A 19,700-nucleotide genomic window follows, 5' to 3' on the forward strand; every position below is an offset into this window, starting at 1 on the left:
ACATTCGACTGCACCGGCAGCACCAAGGTGATGCGTCAGGCGCTCGAAGCCTCGCATCGCGGCTGGGGCAAGTCGGTGGTCATCGGCGTTGCCGGCGCCGGCCAGGAGATCTCGACCAGGCCGTTCCAGCTGGTCACCGGCCGCACCTGGATGGGCACCGCCTTCGGCGGCGCGCGCGGCCGCACCGATGTGCCGAAGATCGTCGACTGGTACATGGACGGCAAGATCCAAATCGACCCGATGATCACCCACACGCTCAAGCTCGAGGACATCAACAAGGGTTTCGATCTCATGCATGAGGGCAAATCGATCAGAAGCGTCGTGGTTTACTGAGGAAGATCGCAGGCCGCGGCCCAACCGGCCCGCGGCCTCCGTGGTTCACAATGGGAGGAGAAAAGAAACATGAGCGAACTCCCCGCCATTCTCGTCGATGCAGACGCCTGCCCGGTCAAGGCCGAGGTCGAAAAAGTGGCCGACCGGCATGGCGTCCTTGTCACCTACGTCTCCAATGGCGGCCTGCGGCCGTCGCGCGATCCGATGGTCCGCAATGTCGTGGTCTCCAAGGGCGCTGATGCCGCCGACGACTGGATCGTCGACAATGCACGCACCAACGACATTGTGATCACCGCCGACATTCCGCTGGCCGCCCGCGCGGTAGCGCTTGGCGCCCATGTGCTTGGGCCAACCGGACGTCCCTTCACGCCGGAAACGATCGGCATGGCGGTGGCGATGCGCGACCTGAAGCAGCATCTGCGCGAGACCGGCGAAAGCAAGGGCTACAATGCCAGCTTCGCGCCGCAAGACCGGTCGCGGTTTCTGGGCGAACTCGATCGCATCTTGCGGCGTGCCATGAAATCGGCCACACCGGATTAGCGCTATCCAGGGCTGGAACCACCATGGCCGCCGAAGCTCCGATAGACAAACCCATGCAGCGCCACATGCTGTTTGCTGTGTCTGCCTGCTTCGGCGTCTTTGCGCTTCTGGTGGCGTTGCTGCTGCACGCTCCGCTTGCCTATTCGATCGGCGCCAACGCGTTCTTTGCCGCCTATGTCATTCTCGTCGTCGCCCAGATGCCGAAGTTCACCGGCAGGTATCTGAGCAAGAATGCGCGCGCCACCGACCAGCCGGTGCTGGTCATCTTCGCCGTGACGCTTGTCGTCGTCGGCGTTGCCGTTGTCGCATTGTTCCTGCTGATCAATCAGAAGGACAGAAGCCATCCCATCGAGCTCTTCTTCGCGCTGCTGTCGATCCCGCTCGGCTGGTTCACCATCCATGCCATGGCAGCGCTCCATTATGCTCATGTCTACTGGATGGATGGCGATGCGATGGATGCCGAGACCAGGAAGAAAATCCCGGTCGGCGGACTGCTGTTTCCGGGCGACAAACGGCCGGAGGGTTGGGACTTCCTCTATTTCTCGACGGTGATCGGCATGACGGCGCAGACCGCCGACACCAACATCTCGACGACGCATATGCGTCGTGTCGTGCTTGTCCACTCGATCCTGTCGTTTTTCTTCAACACGGTCATCGTCGCCGCTGCCGTCAATCTCGCCGTCAGCCTGGGCGGTCCGTAATAAATCCGTGATCGGATGAAACATCGGTTTGGATCGCGACGTATCAGGAGGACAATGAGCGCGCAGGCCATGCCGCGAGGCCGGGAGACGAAACACGATGGAATCCGTTGCCAGAAGCCAATCCGCCGCCGATCCAGGCGCTTCGGCGTCGAACGACAAAACGCTGATTTACCGGCAGTCGCGCTGGACGCGGCTGACGCATTGGCTGTGGGCGATCTCGCTGTTCTTCATGCTGTTGTCCGGCCTGCAGATCTTCAATGCCCGTCCGCAGCTCTATATCGGCAAGCAATCGGGCTTCGATTACAACAACACCATCTTCGCCATCGGCGCCGAGAACTCCGATGCGGGTCCGCGCGGCTACACGGAGATCTTCGGCAAGCGCTTCGACACCACTGGGGTGCTCGGCTGGTCGGGTCCGGCCGGCCAGGAGACGTCCCGCGCCTTCCCGTCCTGGGCGACCATCCCGTCCTACTATGATCTCGGCACTGCGCGCGTCATCCATTTCTTCTTTGCCTGGATACTCACCACGACGTTGATCGTCTGGTTTGTCGCCAGCACCGTGAACGGCCATTTGCGGCGCGATCTCGCGCCACGCCTCGACGATTTGAAGCGGTTGCCGCAAGACATCGTCGACCACGCCAAGCTCAAATTCCATCACACGCGCGAATACAACACGCTGCAGAAGATGGCCTATGGCGGGGTTCTGTTCGTGCTGCTGCCGCTGATGATCATCACCGGTCTGGCGATGTCGCCAAGCATGAACTCGGTGCTGCCTTTCCTCAACGATCTGCTCGGTGGCCGGCAGACGGCACGCACCATCCATTTCACCGTCATGGTGCTGCTGGTCGCCTTCTTCGTCGTCCATATCCTGATGATCCTGGCCGCCGGCCCGATCAACGAGCTGCGCTCGATCATCACCGGCTGGTACCGCACCGATCCTCCCGCACAGGACGACAATACAGCCGAGAGGAGTGCCTGACATGGCGAAGTTTGAGATCAGCCGCCGCAAATTCCTGACCGCTGCCGGCCTTGGCGCTTCCGGTATCATGCTGTCGGGCTGCGACGCCTTTGACAGCCAGCTAAGCGTCGGCAGCGGCCTGCGCAGTTTCCTCGAAAACGCCAATGGCCTGACATACCGGGCGCAACGCCTGCTCGCCGGACGCGGTGCGCTGGCGCCGGAATTCACCGAGGCCGATATCCGCCAGCCGCAGCGGCCGAACGGCGTCACCGCTCCCGATGACGACGTCTACAAGGGCCTGCTCGCCAACAATTTCGCCGACTGGCGTCTGGAAGTGACGGGTCTTGTCGAAAAGCCGCTGTCGCTCAGCCGCGAGCAGCTCCAGAACATGCCAAGCCGCACCCAGATCACCCGCCATGACTGCGTCGAAGGCTGGAGCTGCATAGCCAAATGGACCGGCACGCCGCTGTCGCTGGTGCTGGACCAGGCGGTGGTCAAACCGCAGGCGCGCTATGTCATGTTCCATTGCCTCGACACGATCGACCGCAGCCTGTCGGGCGACATCAAATATTACGGCACCATCGACCTCATCGATGCCCGTCACCCGCAGACGATCCTCGCCTACGGCCTGAACGGCAAGCCGCTGCCGGTCGAGAACGGCGCGCCGCTGCGGGTTCGCGTCGAGCGCCAGCTCGGCTACAAGATGCCGAAATATCTCTACAAGATCGAACTGGTCGACGGCTTTGCCGATGTCGGCGGTGGCAGGGGCGGCTATTGGGAAGACAATGGCTATGACTGGTACGGCGGGATCTGAGCTGCACACCGCAAATCCGGCGCTGAAGATGCTAGCCTAGCGAGCGGCGAAACAGCTCGCCTTTTCCGGCAATCTGCTCGCCAATGCCGCCAAGCCGCAGCATATGCCAGGCAAGTGCATGGTTGCTGGAGGTGACCGGTTTCCCCAACTCCTTCTCGACCTCCTCGATGATGCGGGCAACGCGCATGCTGGTGCAGGAAACGAACACCGCATCACAGTCGCTCGACGCACCGATTTCCAAGATGGCCTGCTTGACCGATGCCGGCGTGATGCGTGCAACGACATTGTCGTCCGCCTCGTTGAAGGAGCCCATGACCGGAATATCCATCCCCCGCGCCATCAGCGATGCCCGCAGCGAATGATTGATTTTCGCCAAGTAAGGGGTGAGCAGCGCGATCCTCGAGACCCCCAGGGCCTTCAGCGCGGCGCGTGCCGCGGTCACCGGATTGGTCACCTGCACACCAGGCAGCACCTCGTGAACGCGCTCGGCAACCTTATCCTCGCCGATGACCAGCGCTCCCGACGTGCAGGCAAAGCCGATCACATCGAACTTGACGTCGGGCAAGAGTCCCACCGTTGCCGGGATTACCGCCGACATTTTCATCAGGTTTTCCGGTGTGATCTCGACATCGCTGTAGAGCCGCGCCTCGTACAGCGCGATGTCGCGCGCGGGCAGCGCATACCGGAATTCATCCTCGATGGTCTGGTCGGTCCGCAGCACGAGCAGGCCGAGATTGGCGCGCGTGCCGATACCGTCATCGGTCTTGAACGGAATGTGTTCCTTGTCGAGGACAAGCGTGTCGTCGGCGCGGCTAACCGGGGCGTCCATGGCGCAGTCCCCTCCCTGATGCCAATCAGAATTGTCGACAATAGAAACGGCGATATTGCCGAAACTGTCAAGGGCTCTGTGCAGATCCTGGGAACCGGTAAACGCCTGAATTTTGCGCTTGCGCGGATCGCTTGTCCGTCGCCGACCCATTCACCGTTGACAGGGATCGGCGTCTTCCTATTGAATTGTCGACAATAGGAACACACCCCTTCGGGACAGCAATGCGCGTATTGATCTTGGGCGGCGGCGTGGTCGGGATCACCACCGCTTATCAGTTGCAAAAGGACGGCCACGCGGTCACTGTTCTCGAGCAGGCACCGCAGGTGGCCGAGGGCGCGAGCTGGGCAAATGCAGGCATGATCGCGCCCGGTCACTCCTTCGTCTGGTCATCACCAGCCGCGCCAAAAATCCTGCTGAAGTCGCTGTTCCTGAAAGACCAGGCGCTTCGCTTCAAACTTTCCGCCGACCCGCATCTCTACAGCTGGTCGCTGCGCTTCCTCAGGGAATGCACGGCCGCCAAAGCGCGTCGCAACACCCTCCTCAAACATCGGCTTGCGGTCCATTCCCAATCGGTCCTGCAGGCGGTCGTCAGGGAAGAATCGATCCAATACGACAGGACCTCGGCCGGCATCCTTTACTTCCACCGCAGCCGTCAGGCGCTCGACAAGGGCGTCGCCAACATGCGCCTGCTGGAGGCCGACGGCCAGGAGATCCGCATTGTCGACGCACAGGAAATCATTGACCGCGAGCCGGCGCTGGCTTCGTCGCGCGGCAGCATTGCCGGCGGCATAATGTGTCCAACCGATGAAACCGGCGACGCCGCCAAGTTCACGCGCGCGCTGGCGGCCATCGTCGAAACGAGGGGCGGCAAGATCCTGACAAGCACGAGGATCGTCGGGATCGAACGCAGGAATGACGCGATCATCCAGGTCGTCACCGACAAGGGAGAATTTCTGGCCGACGCCTACGTTCTGTGTCTCGGCGCCGAAAGCCCGATCCTCGCCCGCAAGATCGGCCTTGGTTTGCCGATCTATCCGGTCAAAGGATATTCCCTGACCATTCCCATCGTCGACCCGGCGCTGGCTCCAAAACTCCCCGTCATCGATGAGCACAATCTCGTTGCCATCACGCCGATGGGCGATCGCATCCGCGTCACCGCCACCGCGGAATTCGCGGGCTATGATCGCAGCCACAAGTCTTCGGATTTCGCCTTCATGAAGCGCGTCACGCAGGACCTGTTCCCGCGCGGTATCGCCTATGATCGCGCCGAAATGCGGGCCTGCCTGAGACCCATGACGCCCGACAATCTGCCGATCCTCGGCCTGCGCAACATCAAGAACCTCTGGCTGAACACCGGCCACGGCCATATTGGATGGACGATGGCGCATGGATCGGCCCGCATCGTCGCCGAACTGATCGCCGGCCGGGCTGCGCCGATCGCCCTCGACGGTATCCTTCCCACACAGGCGCGGTTCGCCGAACCAAGCGCCGCAAAGGCTTGACCGACGCCATGCTCCGACCCACCAGGCACAGCAACCAGGACGACGATGCGGCGTTGGCATCCAAGCCGATCAAGACCGGCCCGCGCGTCTATGAAGAGATCCGTCGCATGGCGATGGACTATCGCTTCAAGCCGAACGAGCGCATCAACGAAGTGGCGCTTGCCGCGAGGCTGAATGTCAGCCGCAGCCCGATCCGGGAGGCCCTCCAGCGGCTGGTCACGGAGGAACTCATCACCTTCCAGACCAATCGCGGCTTCTTTTGCCGCGGCTTCGATGTCGACGAGGTCGTCAATCTTTCCGACGTGCGGGCGGTGCTTGAGGAGCGCTCCGTCAGGCTGGCGATCCAGCGCGCGACCAATGAAGAGCTCGCCGCGCTCGTCGACTGGTGGACGCTCACCATGGCGCGCGCCGACTCGTTTTCCAGCGCCGAGCTGACCGCCAGGGACGAGGAGTTTCACATCCGCATCGCCAGGCTGTCAGGCAATCCCGAACTGGCGCGCATGCTCGAAGGCATCAACACGCGCATCCATTTCGTTCGCAAGATCGAAGTGGAGAAGCACCGGCGACTGTCGACGACCTACACCGAACACAGCGAAATCGCCCGAGCCATGGTAGCTCGCGATGCCGACACGGCCGCAAGGCTCATGCATGACCACATCGACATCAGTGTCGCCGATGCCATGTCGACCGTCCGGGAAGGCCTGGCCCGGATATACGTCGACGTCGATCAGATCTGACCAGCATCCCGGAACCGATTAAGCAATCCCTGGCCGGTCAGGCAACCTTGTCGAGCAGCGGCCTGAGCGCCGGGTGAATTTCCGGCGAGGCGTGCTTGATCAGGGTCAGCAGCGCGCGTTCGTTCTCGTAAAGTGGCCTGTCGACGCCGATATGTTCGATCAGCCAGCCGGCTTCGCCGGCATCGATCGTCTCGGCACGGCGGGCCAGGGCCTCGGCCGCCCTGTTCTTGGCTTCCCATTCGGCTTCGATGTCGCCAGGAGATCGGTAGGCCTCCATGATGCCGGCAAGCCCGCCGGAGATCATGCGGCTGAAGAAGCCGCCGATTTCCGGATCGGCATGTTCGAGGAAGGCGTCATGGCGCAGCGCCACGTCGCGCGTCGGTGCTTCGTAGCCGGCCGAGCACATGACGAAATTGGCGATCGCCTTGACGAACAGCTCGTTCCAGGACGGATCGTTTTGTCCTTGAGCAGTCCGCTCGTTGATCTTGAGCAGCACCTCGGCCTCGGCGCGCGTGATGGCGATGTTGCCGTCGCCGCCATGGGCATGGAGGATCCGGCGCAAAAGCTCGACCTCCGCCTGCGCGACGAGGCCCGGAGCCAGCACGCCGCCGAGCATCAGCGGCCCCTTGCCGTCAATGACGGCATGCGCCACCTGCTCCAGCGCATACACACAAAGCTGGGCCGGCGACGATTTCGCCTGTTCCAGCACATGCACCAGCAATTCGAGTTCGGTCCGGCTGTCGACCATGCCGTCGCGCGAGATCGTGCGGATCAGCCAGTCGGCATTGTCCTGCGAGATATAGCCCGACGGCTTTTCCTGGTGGACGATATAGTCGGTGACCGCCTCAATGAAGAAGGGCGGCCATTCCTGGCATTTGTCCTTCGCCGTGGCATCGAGCGCGAACAGCGCCTCGGCCTCGCCACGCGTCACGACGCCGTCGCCGAACACTTCATGGCGCAACATCGCCACGTCCTCCGCGGCGATGCGGCTTTTCGAGGTCAGCCCGGCCACCGGCGCGCTCATGATCAATTCGCCCATTTGTCGTCCCCGTCCGCCGTCGCCAAGCGCCGGCCCGATAGCGTCATACAAGCCAACATATCAGCAGTGTCTTGAAAAACCGGCAAACGGCGTGGTTAGTGAAGACTTGTCGCCAACGCATGTCGCCTGACAGCGTGCCGCGGTTTGAAGAACGACATGCACGCGCTTTAGATGTTGCTGACAGGTGACAAGCCGTCGCGCGCAAGCTATGGATGGCGCGTCGAGGACTCAGGGTCTTGAGTCCTACCTGTTTGCGGGAGAGAACAGCGAGAGCTGTCGCCGAAGGGGAAATCGCCCGAAATCTCTCAGGCAAAAGAACCGTAGACGGGAAAGACACTCTGGAAAGTCGGGGCTTGCCCCCGCGCCGAAGGTGTAAGCGCCGCTGACAGAGTTCCGGCTGCGCGAGTCTCTCAGGCTTCAGACAGAGGGGCACGGACTGGTCGCCATTCGCGACCGATTGCGTGCGACTCTGGAGACGACATGACGGGCGACGACACAAAACACCTTCCCCTTGAAGATATCCATATGGCCGCCGGTGCGCGCTTCGGCGCCTTTGCCGGCTGGTCGATGCCGCTGACCTATCCGGCCGGCGTCATGAAGGAACACCTTCACACCCGCGAGCAGGCCGGCCTGTTCGACATCTCGCATATGAAGCTGTTCGAGGTCAGCGGACCGGAAGCGGCGGCACTGCTCAACCGTGCCTGCCCACTGGATGCCGGCGCGCTCGAAATCTCGCAATCCAAACTGTCCTTTTTCCTCAACGAAGCAGGCGGCATCCTCGACGACCTGATCGTCACCAGGCTTGGCGATGCCAGGTTCATGGTGGTCGCCAATGCCGGCAACGCCGTAGGCGACGAAAAGCATTTGCGTGCACTTGCCGCGGATTTCGACGCCAGGATCGAGCCGCTCGACCGCGTCTTCCTGGCCATCCAGGGTCCTGAAGCCTGGGCCGCCCTTTCCCGCGCCGGCATCGAGACCGGCTCGCTGCTGTTCATGCATGGGGTCGAACCGCGCAAGAACTGGTTCATGAGCCGGTCGGGCTATACCGGCGAGGACGGGTTCGAGATCGGCTTGCCGGAGGCCGATGCACGCGACCTCGTCGCGAAGCTGCTCGGAGACGAGCGCGTGCTGTGGATCGGCCTGGCCGCGCGCGACAGCCTGCGCCTGGAGGCCGGTCTCTGCCTGCATGGCCAGGACATCACACCGGAAACCGACCCGGCCAGCGCCGCCTTGATGTGGGCAATCCCAAAGGACATCCGCGCTTCCGGCACTTTCATCGGCGCCGATGCGCTCCGCGCCGCGGTGGAACGAGGACCCGCGCAAAAGCGCGTCGGTTTGAAGCCGGAAGGCCGCCAACCGGTGCGTGGCGGTGCCGCGCTCTTCGACGCCGACGGCAACCCGGCCGGCCATGTCACGTCGGGCGGCTTCGGCCCCTCGGCCGGCCATCCGGTCGCCATGGGCTATGTCTCGACACCTCTGGCAAAGCCCGGAATTCGGGTTTTCGCCGATGTGCGCGGCACGAAAATCCCAGTCGATATCAGCTCCCTGCCCTTCACACCGCATCGCTACCGAAAAGGATGATCTCAATGGCAACAACCTATTTCACATCAGATCACGAGTGGCTCCGCGTCGAGGGCGGCATCGCCACGGTCGGCATCACTGATTACGCGCAGGAGCAGCTCGGCGACCTCGTCTTCGTCGAACTGCCGGAGACGGGAAAGAAATTGACCAAGGGCGACACCGCCGTCGTGGTCGAATCCGTCAAGGCGGCGTCCGATGTCTATGCACCAGTCGACGGCGAGATCACCGAGGCCAACGGCACGCTGTCGTCGGATCCGTCACTGGTCAATTCGGCCGCAACAGGGGCCGGCTGGCTGTGGAAGATGAAGCTTGCCGACGAAAGCCAGCTCGCCGGTCTCATGGATGAGGCCGCCTACAAAGCCCATATCGGTTGATATCAGGACTTATTGAGATGACCGCAGCACCCTACCCCTTCTCGGCCCGCCATATCGGTCCCGGCCTCAACGATACCAGAGCCATGCTGGCCGCCATCGGCGTGCCCTCGATCGAGACGCTGATCAGCCAGTCCGTCCCGAAGTCGATCCGGCTCGATCGGCCGCTTGCCCTGCCGGCACCAGCGAGCGAGGCGGAAGCGCTGGCTGAGCTTTCGGCTGTCATGGCCGGGAATACGGTGCTGAAGAGCTTCATCGGCGCCGGTTATCACGGCGTCCATGTGCCGCCGGTTATCCAGCGCAATCTGTTCGAGAACCCGGCCTGGTATACGGCCTACACGCCCTATCAGGCCGAGATCAGCCAGGGCCGGTTGGAAATGCTGTTCAACTTCCAGACCCTGGTCACCGAACTGACCGGCCTGCCGGTGGCATCGGCGTCGCTGCTGGATGAAGCAACCGCCGTGGCCGAGGCGGTCGGCATTGCGCTGCGCCATCACCGCGACAAGCGCACCAAGGTAGCACTTGCCGGCACGCCGCACCCGCAGACGCTGGACGTGGTGCGCACCCGCGCCGAGCCGCTCGGCATCGAGATCGATGGCGAGACGATCGACGACAACACCGCCGCCCTGCTTGTCTCCTGGCCGGATACATTTGGCGTCTATGGCGACCACAAGGCAGCGATCGACAAGGCACACGCGACCGGCGCCCTCGTCGTCTTCATCGCCGACCCGCTCGGCCTGACGCTGACCGACGCGCCGGCCAAGCTTGGCGCCGACATCGCCGTCGGCCCGATGCAGCGCTTTGGCGTGCCGATGGGCTTTGGCGGCCCGCACGCGGCCTATTGCGCCGTCTCCGACAGGCTGACGCGGCTGATGCCTGGCCGCCTGGTCGGCCAGTCCACCGACAGCAAGGGCCGGCCCGGATACCGGCTTGCCTTGCAGACGCGTGAACAGCATATCCGCCGCGACAAGGCGACCTCCAACATCTGCACCGCGCAGGCGCTGCTCGCCAATATGGCGACCGCCTATGCCATCTGGCACGGCCCCGCCGGGCTGCAGGCGATTGCCGGGCGCATCCACACGTTGGCCAATCGTCTTGCCGCCGGGCTCAAAGCAGCAAACATCTCCGTGCTCGGGTCAAGCCGCTTCGACACGGTGACGGCCGAGGTGAAGGGCAAGGCAGCTTCGATCGCCGCCGCCGCTGAAAAGGGCGGCAGATTGCTGCGTGCCGTCGATGCCGACCACATCGGCATCGCCTTCGACGAAACCTCCACCGAGGCCGATCTCGACGCAATCGCGGCCCTGTTCGGCGCCAAGGCTGGTGCCTCCGCCGACAGCACGGTGCCCGGCAAGCCGCGCGGCAAGGAGTTCCTGACCCAGCCTGTTTTCCACGAAAACAAGTCGGAAACCGAGATGATGCGCTTCCTGCGCCGGCTGGCCGACAAGGACCTGGCGCTCGACCGCGCCATGATCCCGCTGGGATCCTGCACCATGAAGCTCAACGCCGCCGCCGAGATGATGCCGGTGAGCTGGCCGAGCATTGCCAATCTGCACCCTTTCGCCCCGGCCGCGCACTCGGCAGGCTACCGTGCCATGATCGGCGAGCTGGAGGGCTGGCTGTCGGAGATCACCGGCTTCGACGCCGTCACCTTGCAGCCCAATGCCGGCAGCCAGGGCGAATATGCCGGACTGCTCGCCATCCGCGGCTATCACCGCTCGCGCGGCGACAACCACCGCACCGTCTGCCTGATCCCCTCCTCGGCGCATGGCACCAATCCCGCGAGCGCGGCGATGGCCGGCATGAGCGTCGTCGTCGTGCGCTGCACCGAAGACGGCAACATCGACATGGACGACATGAAGGCCAAGGCGACTGAGCATGCGCAAAATCTCGCAGCGCTGATGTTCACCTATCCCTCGACGCATGGCGTGTTCGAGGAAGGCGCACGCGATCTCTGCGCGCTGATCCATGAGCATGGCGGCCAGGTCTATTTCGACGGTGCCAACCTCAACGCGCTGGTCGGGCTTGCCCGTCCCGGCGACATCGGCGCCGATGTCTGCCACATGAACCTGCACAAGACCTTCTGCATTCCGCATGGCGGCGGCGGACCCGGCATCGGGCCGATCGGCGTCAAGGCGCATTTGAAGCCGTATTTGCCCGGCCATGTCACCGAAGGCTCGGCGCACGCCGTCTCCGCCGCCCCCTTCGGCAGCGCCTCGATCCTGCCGATCACCTGGATGTATATCCGCATGATGGGCGCCTCGGGCCTGAAGCAGGCGACCGAAACGGCGATCCTTTCCGCCAACTACATCGCGACGCGGCTCAGTGCGCATTTCCCGGTGCTCTACAAGGGCAGGCAGGGACGCGTCGCGCATGAATGCATCCTCGACACCCGTGTGCTCAAGGAGAGTGCAGGCATCAGTGTCGACGATGTCGCCAAGCGGCTGATCGATTATGGTTTTCACGCGCCGACCATGTCGTTCCCGGTCGCCGGCACGCTGATGGTGGAGCCGACCGAGTCCGAGCCCAAGCGGGAAATCGATCGCTTCTGCGAGGCCATGATCGCCATATCGGCAGAGGCAGCAAAAGTCGCCAGGGGCGAATGGCCTTTGGCCGACAATCCGCTGGTCAACGCGCCGCACACCGCCGCCGAGGCGCTGGCCGGCCAGTGGAACCATCCCTACTCGCGCCTGGAAGCGGCCTATCCGGCCGGCGACGCCGACACGGCAGCCAAGTACTGGCCTCCGGTGTCACGCATCGACAATGTCGCCGGCGACCGCAACCTGGTCTGCTCGTGCCCGCCGCTGTCCGACTATCTGGGGGCCGCGGAGTAATTTACGCTGAGCGCAAGGCCGGCTTGATCGGCTCGGCCTTGCCCATCCTCTTGCGGCTGATGACGCAATTTCGTCCGGCGCGTTTGGCGGCATAGAGCGCCGCGTCTGCCTCGGTGAGCACGTTGTCGAGGCTGCTGCCGCTTGCCTCGCCAAAGCCGATGCCGCCGCTGACCGTGCTGCGCAATTTGCCGAGCTGGGTGGGGACGATTTCGGCGCCGAAAGCCACGCCGATCTTGCTGGCGAGATCGTAGGCCTTTTCGTCCGTCATCCGCGACATGACGACTGCGAACTCCTCGCCGCCAAGGCGAAAAGCGTCGACGCCGGGCCGGGCATATTTCTTGATGACGGCGGCAAAACGGCACAAGACCTGATCTCCAACCGGGTGACCGTAGACATCGTTCGTCCGCTTGAAGTGGTCTAGGTCGAACATGACGATGGACATGAATGGACCGAAACTCCGCTCGCCGTAAAGCGACGTCAATGCCCGGCGGTTCAGCAACCCTGTCAGCGGGTCGGTCATGGTCTCGGCCTTGAGCTCGATCTGCGCCTGCAGATGATGGAGGGAGAGCGTCAATGCTCCGAGCCCGGTCATGCAGGCCACCGCCACGACGGAATTCAATCGTTCGGCCCAATTGTCGGGCGCAACCGCGAGCGTCCATTGCCCCTTGGTCAGCAGAACCACGCCGCAAAGCGCAAACGACATCGCGCAGGTGCCGCTCAGAAACGAAACCACCAGCAGGATGCGGCGATCGTGACTGCCGTTGATCCAGAACATGGCGCCGATCGCCGACAGCAGCGCCGTCACCGTGGTGTAGGTGATGATGAAGCCAACGCCGTCAAAGCCAAGGAAAGTGACAGCGGCACAGATAGTCATGGCGGCAAGCGCCGGTGCAACGGCGCGCCTGTAGCCGGGCACGCCGAGATATTGCATGGCCGACAAGCAGAGGATCAGGAACCCCAGGCTGAGCAGCGCAAGCACGATCTGGCAAAGCAGCGGATCGGGGTCCTTGGTGTACCGCCAGAACAGGATCACATGCGCGACGAGCACCAGAATTCCGCACGCCACCGTCAGCACGAAACCTGCCTTGGGCGCGGTGAACCAGATCGCAAACATGGTGACGCTGAGGCATATGCCCGACAGCGCGGCTGCGAGCAGGAGCGAACTGAAGTCCAGCATATCGGGCAAGGGCCTCTCGAGCGTCGGCGGTTGCGCTGCATTCTAGGTCAGCGGCTGCCCCCAGATACGGGTTTTCAGGCGATCCATCGATGCAACCTGCAGATAGGGTTTACAAAGCGTCGATGGCACGTGTCCCGAAACCGGACCATTGGACGCGAGATCAACCCTTGTTCAGGAGAGCGAGGTTGGCGTTGACGACGGTGGGATCGGCCATGCCGGCCTTCGCTTCGAGCAGCAGCGCCTTGGCCTTCTTGCGATTGCCGCGCAGCAGTTGCGAATAACCCATATTGTTGACGATCTGCGGCCTGCGACCGGCGACTTTCAGAAGCTGGCCGTAGGCACGGTCGGCGAAGTCGAAGCGGCCGAGTTCATCATAGGAAGCCGCGAGCCCCATCCAGGCCTCCGCATTGTCGGCCTTCAACTCGACGGCCTTGCGGAAGTGCTTTTCGGCGAGGCCGTAATTGGCGTCGCGAAACTGCGCCTTGCCTTGCGCCAGATCGGAGGTTTCGGTGTCTTTAGCCGCCGGTTGGATGGCGGTGGTCTTGGTGGTGTCGACGCCACTCGTCGAACAGCCAGACATCATCAAGACGGCCGCCATCGTGGCCATTGCCGGGAAATTATTGTGACGCATGCCCCTGCCTCATCGCCCGATTTGCCGGGTCGTTCTTCAGGAAACACAATATATCAGCGGCGATTAAACTTCGGTGCCGAAACGCCGCCAAAATTCGGCTTCGGGCACACCAGCCATTAACCACCAGGCCGCGGTGCTTCAGTCGCAGCCAGCGGCGTCCTCACGGCTCCAGGGCTTCGAGCCCCGCAGGAGCCGTATACCGGCTGCCGTCATAGCGTAGCCGGTAGGTTTGGCTCACGGACTTGCCGGGATGGGACTGGCACTCGCCATCCTTGTCGGGCAACGGATTGTCGGTATCCATTCGCTCGACCACCGTTATGTCGTGGTAGCCATGATGTTTGGCCGGGCTCATCGCCAGGCTAACCCGACTGGTATGGAAGGATCCGGCGCAATTGGTATCACCCTCGCCGCCATTGCCGGCCACGACCAGGCCATCGAGCACCATCCTCAGGGAATCGCCATCGACGGCATAGAGCCGCAGGTCGGTTTCACTGAACGGATTAGGCAGCGAATTGTTTGCCATTTCGATGCGCAGGCCAAAGGCAGTAACATCGGGCGCCAGCGCATAGCGGCCGGTATCAAGCTCCACCTGGCGGATGGCGATGGCATCATCATTCATCAGCCCGGGCTGGAGCAGGCGCTGGCGCACCTGCCAGCTCTTCCTGTCGACAATCAAAAGCTCGATATCGCCGGCATGCGCGTAGTCGCTGGGTTGGGACCCGTCCATCAGCGGCACTGCGACCAACAGCAGGTCGTCATGGGCGGGCCAGATCTTGCAAACCAGCCCTGGCGGATCGCCATACGCGAATGTCAGGGCAATGCTGGTGTGGGGTTCGAGCGTGAACGAGGTGCCGTCGGCGCTCTTTCGAGCTTTGGGATAGGCCTGCTGCACCAAGGCGGCGGCATCGCCGCAATCGCCGGCCACGGCCCAGGCGGGCGACAGGCTGGCCGCGGCAAGGCCAAGGAAGAGGGTGCGCAGCAGCATGGACTTTCTCACCTGCAAAGCCGGGTTCGGTCAGGACAATGGTTTGTCAGCCCCTTGCTAGGGCTTTTGTGGAGCGCTCGCTAGTGCGCCGTCATTTTGACGATGACTGGAATGGCCGCGATCATCAGCACCACCGGCAGGATGCACACAACCACGGGCACCGACATCTTGGCAGGCAGAGCGTGCGCCTTTTCCTCGGCCAACGACATACGCTTATGGCGCATGTCGTCGGAGAAGACGCGCAGCGCCCCCGACAGGCTGGTGCCGAGTTCCTTGGACTGCTGCAGCAGCGTGGCGAAGGAACGCACCTCGTCCAGGCTGAGGCGATCGGCGAGCGCCTTCAGCGCATCGTCGAGGCTGCGCCCGGCCCTCAGCTCCAGCGACACCAGCTGCAGGTTCTGGCTGAGCGCGGGATAAGTCTTGGCGAGTTCCTTGGAGACGCGCTCTATGCCTGCCTCCATGCTCATGCCGGCATCCGAGCAGACAATCATCAGGTCCATGAAATCGGGAAAGCCGTTGCGGTACTCGCGCCTGCGTTCCCGCACTTTCTGGCTCAGCACCAGGCCGGGCAGGAAATAACCGGCCGCGCCCGACAGGATGACGAATGTCCAGCGGCTGGCCATCGTTGCGTCCGGACTGGCCATCCAGCGGTTGAGCACAAACACGCCTATTGCCGTGCCGATCATCGCAGTGAACCGGATCAGGAAGAACGTGCCGACAGCGCGCGGCTCCATGTAGCCCGCCTGGATAAGCTTCATGCGCAGCCGCGCGACATTTTCCGGATCGCTCCTGGCGTAGAATTCCTGCGCCCGCTTCACCGCCTTCTCGCGCACGATGCCGGTATTCTTCTTTTGCACCGGCTCCGGTTTGGCGGCCACGGGACCGTTGTCGACCCTGAGCCGGCGCATGACCTCGTTGCGATCGCCCTTCGCCATGACAACAGGCCAGGCAACAGCGGCAGCACCCACCGCCAGCAGCAGTATGGCCACCGGCATCAATGAGGTCGGCGCAAGCGAGGCGAGGAATTCGATGAAATCCTGCATGTCAGAACTTGAAATTCGACATCTTGAACATCATCAAATTGCCCAGCATCAGCCAGGTGATCGACGCGCCAAGCAGATACCAGGTCTTCGGCTCGCCCCAGACGTCGCTGTAGAAGCCCGGCATCAGTGCCATGATGGCGGCAAACAGCAACGCCGGCACGGCCGTCAGAATGTAGGCCGACATCCGGCCTTCTGTCGCAATGGCGCGCACCTTGCGGCGCAGCTTGCCACGCTCGCGAATCGTCGTCGCCAGGCCGTCGAGGATCTCGCGCAGATTGCCGCCCGAACTGGTCTGGATCGAGACGGCGGTGACGAACAACGGCAGATCCTCCTGGCCGACCCGGTCGAACAGCGAGTTCAACGCCGAAACCAGATCGGATCCGTAGGTCACTTCGTCGGCGATGACGCCGAACTCGCTGCCGATCGGGTCGGGCATCTCGCGCGCCACCATGGCGATCGCCACCGGCACCGGATGGCCGGCCTTCAGGCCACGCGTGATCAGTTCCAGCGCCTCCGGCAACTGCATGCCGAACCGCTTCAGCCGGCGCTTGCGCTTGAAACGCAACGTCAGCACCGGCAATAGCGGCATGAGCACCACGAACAGGACGAACCCCATCAGCGGCGGCAAGCCGTACCAGATGGCGACCAGGGCCATCGCCATCGCCACGCCGCAGGTGATCATGAGGAATTTCGACAGCGGCATGATCATGCCCGACTGGGTTCGCAGCGCGCGAAACCGGTCCGCCGAAAACAGCGGCGTGCCCGCGTCAAGGCCGCGCTCCTTGCGCAGTTGGACGAGCACCTGCTCCTGGCTGATCTTGTTTTCCTGCAGCCTCATGCGCCGGTTGATGGCGGTGCGCTTGTCGCTGCGGCCGGCATAAAGCAGGTAACAGGCCTCGGCGATCAGGATGCCGGTCAGCGCGGCCGCGGCATAGACGACATAGATCGCGCTCATTCCATCGAACACTTGGCTACTCCTGCGGCCGGCCGGGTTCGAAATATCGTCCGGGAAACTCGATGCCCATGGCGCGCAGGTCCTCGAGGAAGCGCGGCCGGATGCCGGTCGCCTCGTAGTGGCCCAGAATCTTGCCGTCGGCCTCCATGCCGGTGCGCACGAAGCGGAAGATCTCCTGCATCTGGATGACATCGCCTTCCATGCCGGTCACCTCGGCGACACTGGTCACCTTGCGCTTGCCGTCGGACAGGCGCGTCAGTTGGACGATCAGGTCGAGCGCGCTGGCGATCTGGCTGCGGATCGACTGCACCGTCATCGGCATGCCGGTCATGCCAAGCATCTGCTCGAGCCGCGAAATGGCGTCGCGCGGCGTGTTGGCATGGATGGTCGCCATCGACCCTTCGTGGCCGGTGTTCATTGCCTGCAGCATGTCGAAAGCCTCCTCGCCGCGGCACTCGCCGAGGATGACGCGGTCGGGGCGCATGCGCAGTGCGTTCTTGACCAGGTCGCGCTGCTTCAGCTCGCCATGGCCTTCGATGTTGGCCGGACGTGTTTCCATGCGCGCGACATGCGGCTGCTGCAGCTGGAGCTCGGCCGCGTCCTCGATGGTGATCAGCCGCTCGTCTTCCGGAATGAAGGCCGACAGTGCATTGAGCATGGTCGTCTTGCCGGTGCCGGTGCCGCCCGAAATGATCGTCGTCTTGCGGGCATGCACGGCCGCCGCCAGCACTTCGGCCATGTTCTGGGTGATGGCGCCGAATTCGACCAGTTTATGCAGGCCGAGCTTGTTCTTGGAGAATTTGCGGATCGACACCAGCGGACCGTCGACCGCAACCGGGCGGATGGCCGCGTTGAAGCGCGAGCCGTCCAGCATGCGGGCATCGACCATCGGCTGCGATTCGTCGACGCGGCGACCGACCGCGGCGACGATCTTGTTGACGATGCGCAGGAGATGCGCCTCGTCCTTGAACGGAATGTGGACCGGCTGCAGCTTGCCCTTCTTTTCGACAAAGCAGTTCATGTGGCCGTTGATCAGGATATCGTTGATGTCGGGATCCTTGAGCAGCGGCTCGAGCGGACCGAGGCCGACCATCTCGTCGACGATGTCGTCGACCAGCGCGTCAAGCTCGACGGTGTTGATCGCCATCCGCTCCTGCTTGGTCTTTTCCGAAACGAAGTCATGCACTTGCCGGCGCATCTCATCCTTCGGCAAACGCTCCAGCGCGACAAGATTGATCTCTTCGAGCAGCAGCCGGTGGATACGCACGCGCGCATCGAGCACCTTGTTGGCATTCTTCGCCAGCGCTGCTTCCGGCTTTGCCGGCAAAGCCTTTCGGCTGGTTGGTATGACGACGGCATGATGGGCGACCGGCGTCGTCTCAGGCGCGCGCTGCGGACGCGCATCGCGGTTCTGCAGGGTGGAGAAGCGGCTGGTCATCCGGCTTTCCTCTTCAGTAATCCACGGCCCATGCCAAACAGCGAGCGCGATTTCGCCCGGGTCGGGACCGCTTCTTCCGGCAGGATGATCTTCTTCAGATCGTTGACGACATTGGCGTTGGGATCGATCTCGTGCAGCGGTACGCCGCGATCGACTGCTTCGCGCACCAGCCGGTAGTTGTTGGCGATGCCGCCGACGAAATGCTCGCCAAGGATTTCCTGGACGTCCGCCTGCTTGATGCCGTTATCGAACATCTTCTGTTCGAAACGGTTGACGATGACGTTCGGCTTCACTTCCTTGCCGGCCGTCTCGTAGACCGCCTGGATCAGCCGCTGGGTGTGGCGCAGGCACGGCACCGTCATTTCCGCGACGATGTAGAGCTTGTTGGAACCGAGCAGCACGGTCTCCGTCCATGGAAACCAGGTGCGGGGCATGTCGATGACGACATTGTCGAAATAGGCCGAAACGAGATCCAGCATGCGCACCACGACATCGGTCTTGAACGAGCGCATCTCGGCTGGATGCGCCGGTGCCGCCAGCACGCAAAGCCCGCTGGCATGCTTGGACAGCATCACGTCGAGCAGTTGGCGGTCGAGACGCTCGGGCTGGTTCTCGATCTCGGTGATGTCGAAACGCGGTTCGAGGTCGAGATATTCGGCACAGGCGCCCTGCTGGAAGTTGAGATCGACGACGCAGGTCGACGCGCCGCGCGTCACCGAGTGATGCAGCTGGAAGGCGGTCTGCAGCGCCAGCGTCGTGGTGCCGACGCCGCCCGCCGCAGGCATGAAGGTATAGATTTGCGACTCGGTGTTTTCCTCGCGCCCGGGCCCTTGCAGCGCCCGTACGACGGAGCGCACCAGATCGGCCGTGGTGATCGGCTTGACCAGGAAATCCGCGACCTTGAGCTGCACGAGAATGCGCACCGCGGCCGCGTTGAACTCCTGGGTGACGACGACGACAGGAACCTTGTCCTCCAGCCGGCGCATGATGCGCTGCAGCGACTCGACCTCCTCCAGCCTTGCCGCATCCATGTCGACGATGATGGCGCCGAAGTCGGCTTCCTGGATCTCGCCGCGCAACTCGGTAACGTTCTTTTCCACTGTCGAGAGCTGTATGATCTCGGAGGCGGAGAATGCGGTGCGCGTGTCCTGCGCAAACGTCCTGTCGGTCGATACGAGCAGGATCTTCCTGGTCTTGATGCCGTTTGCCATTCTGTCAGCCTGTCAGGTCGCCCG

The 19,700-nt window shown here is 63.0% G+C and carries 18 protein-coding genes, 1 pseudogene and 1 riboswitch; of the genes and pseudogenes, 10 read left to right on the forward strand and 9 right to left on the reverse strand.

Features of this window, described 5'->3' with window-relative positions; genetic code table 11:
* From EN990_RS26395 to EN990_RS26415, 5 genes and pseudogenes are all read left to right on the forward strand, one after another.
* A pseudogene (locus EN990_RS26395) lies at positions 1–333 on the forward strand (S-(hydroxymethyl)glutathione dehydrogenase); the annotation flags it as partial.
* 69 nt (positions 334–402) lie between these two features.
* Positions 403–873, forward strand: a complete 471-nt coding sequence (locus EN990_RS26400; protein ID WP_024505334.1) for a YaiI/YqxD family protein — start codon at positions 403–405, stop codon at positions 871–873.
* Between the two features lie 23 nt (positions 874–896).
* A complete protein-coding gene (locus tag EN990_RS26405; RefSeq protein ID WP_013531945.1) occupies positions 897–1,574 on the forward strand; it encodes a DUF1345 domain-containing protein in 678 nt (225 codons plus the stop codon).
* A gap of 97 nt (positions 1,575–1,671) precedes the next feature.
* A complete protein-coding gene (locus EN990_RS26410; RefSeq protein ID WP_024505335.1) occupies positions 1,672–2,553 on the forward strand; it encodes a cytochrome b/b6 domain-containing protein in 882 nt (293 codons plus the stop codon).
* Position 2,554: 1 nt separating this feature from the next.
* Positions 2,555–3,346, forward strand: a complete 792-nt coding sequence (locus tag EN990_RS26415; RefSeq protein WP_013531947.1) for a molybdopterin-binding protein — start codon at positions 2,555–2,557, stop codon at positions 3,344–3,346.
* Positions 3,347–3,377: 31 nt separating this feature from the next.
* Here EN990_RS26415 and EN990_RS26420 read toward each other — a convergent pair whose 3' ends face one another.
* Positions 3,378–4,175 carry an aspartate/glutamate racemase family protein gene (locus tag EN990_RS26420; RefSeq protein ID WP_013531948.1) on the reverse strand — a complete coding sequence of 266 codons (798 nt, stop codon included), beginning with the start codon at positions 4,173–4,175 and terminating at the stop codon, positions 3,378–3,380.
* A gap of 221 nt (positions 4,176–4,396) precedes the next feature.
* Between EN990_RS26420 and EN990_RS26425 the strand changes: the two genes are divergently transcribed.
* Positions 4,397–5,677: a D-amino acid dehydrogenase gene (locus EN990_RS26425; RefSeq protein WP_127368901.1), complete on the forward strand. Its 1,281-nt coding sequence runs from the start codon at positions 4,397–4,399 to the stop codon at positions 5,675–5,677.
* A gap of 8 nt (positions 5,678–5,685) precedes the next feature.
* A complete protein-coding gene (locus EN990_RS26430) occupies positions 5,686–6,414 on the forward strand; it encodes a GntR family transcriptional regulator (RefSeq protein ID WP_013531950.1) in 729 nt (242 codons plus the stop codon).
* Positions 6,415–6,451: 37 nt separating this feature from the next.
* Here EN990_RS26430 and EN990_RS26435 read toward each other — a convergent pair whose 3' ends face one another.
* A complete protein-coding gene (locus EN990_RS26435; protein ID WP_127368902.1) occupies positions 6,452–7,453 on the reverse strand; it encodes a hypothetical protein in 1,002 nt (333 codons plus the stop codon).
* Between the two features lie 244 nt (positions 7,454–7,697).
* Positions 7,698–7,784: riboswitch (glycine riboswitch) on the forward strand.
* A gap of 149 nt (positions 7,785–7,933) precedes the next feature.
* Here EN990_RS26435 and gcvT point away from each other — a divergent pair.
* The 3 genes from gcvT to gcvP are packed head-to-tail and all read left to right on the forward strand — an operon-like array spanning position 7,934 to position 12,236.
* Complete coding sequence (gcvT, locus tag EN990_RS26440) at positions 7,934–9,034, forward strand: glycine cleavage system aminomethyltransferase GcvT (RefSeq protein WP_127385474.1); 1,101 nt, start codon at positions 7,934–7,936, stop codon at positions 9,032–9,034.
* Between the two features lie 5 nt (positions 9,035–9,039).
* Positions 9,040–9,408 carry a glycine cleavage system protein GcvH gene (gene gcvH, locus EN990_RS26445; protein WP_013531953.1) on the forward strand — a complete coding sequence of 123 codons (369 nt, stop codon included), beginning with the start codon at positions 9,040–9,042 and terminating at the stop codon, positions 9,406–9,408.
* Between the two features lie 17 nt (positions 9,409–9,425).
* The gene (gcvP, locus tag EN990_RS26450) at positions 9,426–12,236 is read left to right on the forward strand and encodes an aminomethyl-transferring glycine dehydrogenase (protein WP_127385472.1); all 2,811 of its coding nucleotides are present in this window, start codon (positions 9,426–9,428) and stop codon (positions 12,234–12,236) included.
* 1 nt (position 12,237) lies between these two features.
* On the opposite strand, the gene EN990_RS26455 is transcribed toward gcvP, so the two are convergent.
* The 7 genes from EN990_RS26455 to EN990_RS26485 all read right to left on the reverse strand — a co-directional run bounded on the left by EN990_RS26455 (position 12,238) and on the right by EN990_RS26485 (position 19,676).
* Positions 12,238–13,413: a GGDEF domain-containing protein gene (locus EN990_RS26455; protein WP_127368775.1), complete on the reverse strand. Its 1,176-nt coding sequence runs from the start codon at positions 13,411–13,413 to the stop codon at positions 12,238–12,240.
* Positions 13,414–13,573: 160 nt separating this feature from the next.
* Positions 13,574–14,044 carry a hypothetical protein gene (locus tag EN990_RS26460; RefSeq protein ID WP_013531956.1) on the reverse strand — a complete coding sequence of 157 codons (471 nt, stop codon included), beginning with the start codon at positions 14,042–14,044 and terminating at the stop codon, positions 13,574–13,576.
* A gap of 160 nt (positions 14,045–14,204) precedes the next feature.
* Entirely contained in the window at positions 14,205–15,029 is an 825-nt protein-coding gene (locus EN990_RS26465) for a hypothetical protein (protein ID WP_127368773.1), read from the reverse strand.
* 80 nt (positions 15,030–15,109) lie between these two features.
* Positions 15,110–16,072 carry a type II secretion system F family protein gene (locus EN990_RS26470; RefSeq protein WP_127368774.1) on the reverse strand — a complete coding sequence of 321 codons (963 nt, stop codon included), beginning with the start codon at positions 16,070–16,072 and terminating at the stop codon, positions 15,110–15,112.
* Between the two features lies 1 nt (position 16,073).
* Entirely contained in the window at positions 16,074–17,039 is a 966-nt protein-coding gene (locus EN990_RS26475) for a type II secretion system F family protein (RefSeq protein ID WP_027162569.1), read from the reverse strand.
* A gap of 4 nt (positions 17,040–17,043) precedes the next feature.
* Positions 17,044–18,465, reverse strand: a complete 1,422-nt coding sequence (locus EN990_RS26480; protein ID WP_013531960.1) for a CpaF family protein — start codon at positions 18,463–18,465, stop codon at positions 17,044–17,046.
* Positions 18,462–19,676: a CpaE family protein gene (locus tag EN990_RS26485; RefSeq protein ID WP_013531961.1), complete on the reverse strand. Its 1,215-nt coding sequence runs from the start codon at positions 19,674–19,676 to the stop codon at positions 18,462–18,464. The genes EN990_RS26480 and EN990_RS26485 overlap by 4 nt, the downstream gene beginning before the upstream one ends.
* Positions 19,677–19,700 lie beyond the last annotated feature (24 nt).

Source organism: Mesorhizobium sp. M7A.F.Ca.US.005.03.1.1, from assembly GCF_003997975.1.
Taxonomy (GTDB): domain Bacteria; phylum Pseudomonadota; class Alphaproteobacteria; order Rhizobiales; family Rhizobiaceae; genus Mesorhizobium; species Mesorhizobium ciceri.

Coding starts and splice junctions, on each gene's coding strand:
- EN990_RS26400 (WP_024505334.1), top strand. CDS start 403: ATGAGCGAACTCCCCGCCATTCTCGTCGATGCAGACGCCTGCCCGGTC.
- EN990_RS26405 (WP_013531945.1), top strand. CDS start 897: ATGGCCGCCGAAGCTCCGATAGACAAACCCATGCAGCGCCACATGCTG.
- EN990_RS26410 (WP_024505335.1), top strand. CDS start 1,672: ATGGAATCCGTTGCCAGAAGCCAATCCGCCGCCGATCCAGGCGCTTCG.
- EN990_RS26415 (WP_013531947.1), top strand. CDS start 2,555: ATGGCGAAGTTTGAGATCAGCCGCCGCAAATTCCTGACCGCTGCCGGC.
- EN990_RS26420 (WP_013531948.1), bottom strand. CDS start 4,175: ATGGACGCCCCGGTTAGCCGCGCCGACGACACGCTTGTCCTCGACAAG.
- EN990_RS26425 (WP_127368901.1), top strand. CDS start 4,397: ATGCGCGTATTGATCTTGGGCGGCGGCGTGGTCGGGATCACCACCGCT.
- EN990_RS26430 (WP_013531950.1), top strand. CDS start 5,686: ATGCTCCGACCCACCAGGCACAGCAACCAGGACGACGATGCGGCGTTG.
- EN990_RS26435 (WP_127368902.1), bottom strand. CDS start 7,453: ATGGGCGAATTGATCATGAGCGCGCCGGTGGCCGGGCTGACCTCGAAA.
- gcvT (WP_127385474.1), top strand. CDS start 7,934: ATGACGGGCGACGACACAAAACACCTTCCCCTTGAAGATATCCATATG.
- gcvH (WP_013531953.1), top strand. CDS start 9,040: ATGGCAACAACCTATTTCACATCAGATCACGAGTGGCTCCGCGTCGAG.
- gcvP (WP_127385472.1), top strand. CDS start 9,426: ATGACCGCAGCACCCTACCCCTTCTCGGCCCGCCATATCGGTCCCGGC.
- EN990_RS26455 (WP_127368775.1), bottom strand. CDS start 13,413: ATGCTGGACTTCAGTTCGCTCCTGCTCGCAGCCGCGCTGTCGGGCATA.
- EN990_RS26460 (WP_013531956.1), bottom strand. CDS start 14,044: ATGCGTCACAATAATTTCCCGGCAATGGCCACGATGGCGGCCGTCTTG.
- EN990_RS26465 (WP_127368773.1), bottom strand. CDS start 15,029: ATGCTGCTGCGCACCCTCTTCCTTGGCCTTGCCGCGGCCAGCCTGTCG.
- EN990_RS26470 (WP_127368774.1), bottom strand. CDS start 16,072: ATGCAGGATTTCATCGAATTCCTCGCCTCGCTTGCGCCGACCTCATTG.
- EN990_RS26480 (WP_013531960.1), bottom strand. CDS start 18,465: ATGACCAGCCGCTTCTCCACCCTGCAGAACCGCGATGCGCGTCCGCAG.
- EN990_RS26485 (WP_013531961.1), bottom strand. CDS start 19,676: ATGGCAAACGGCATCAAGACCAGGAAGATCCTGCTCGTATCGACCGAC.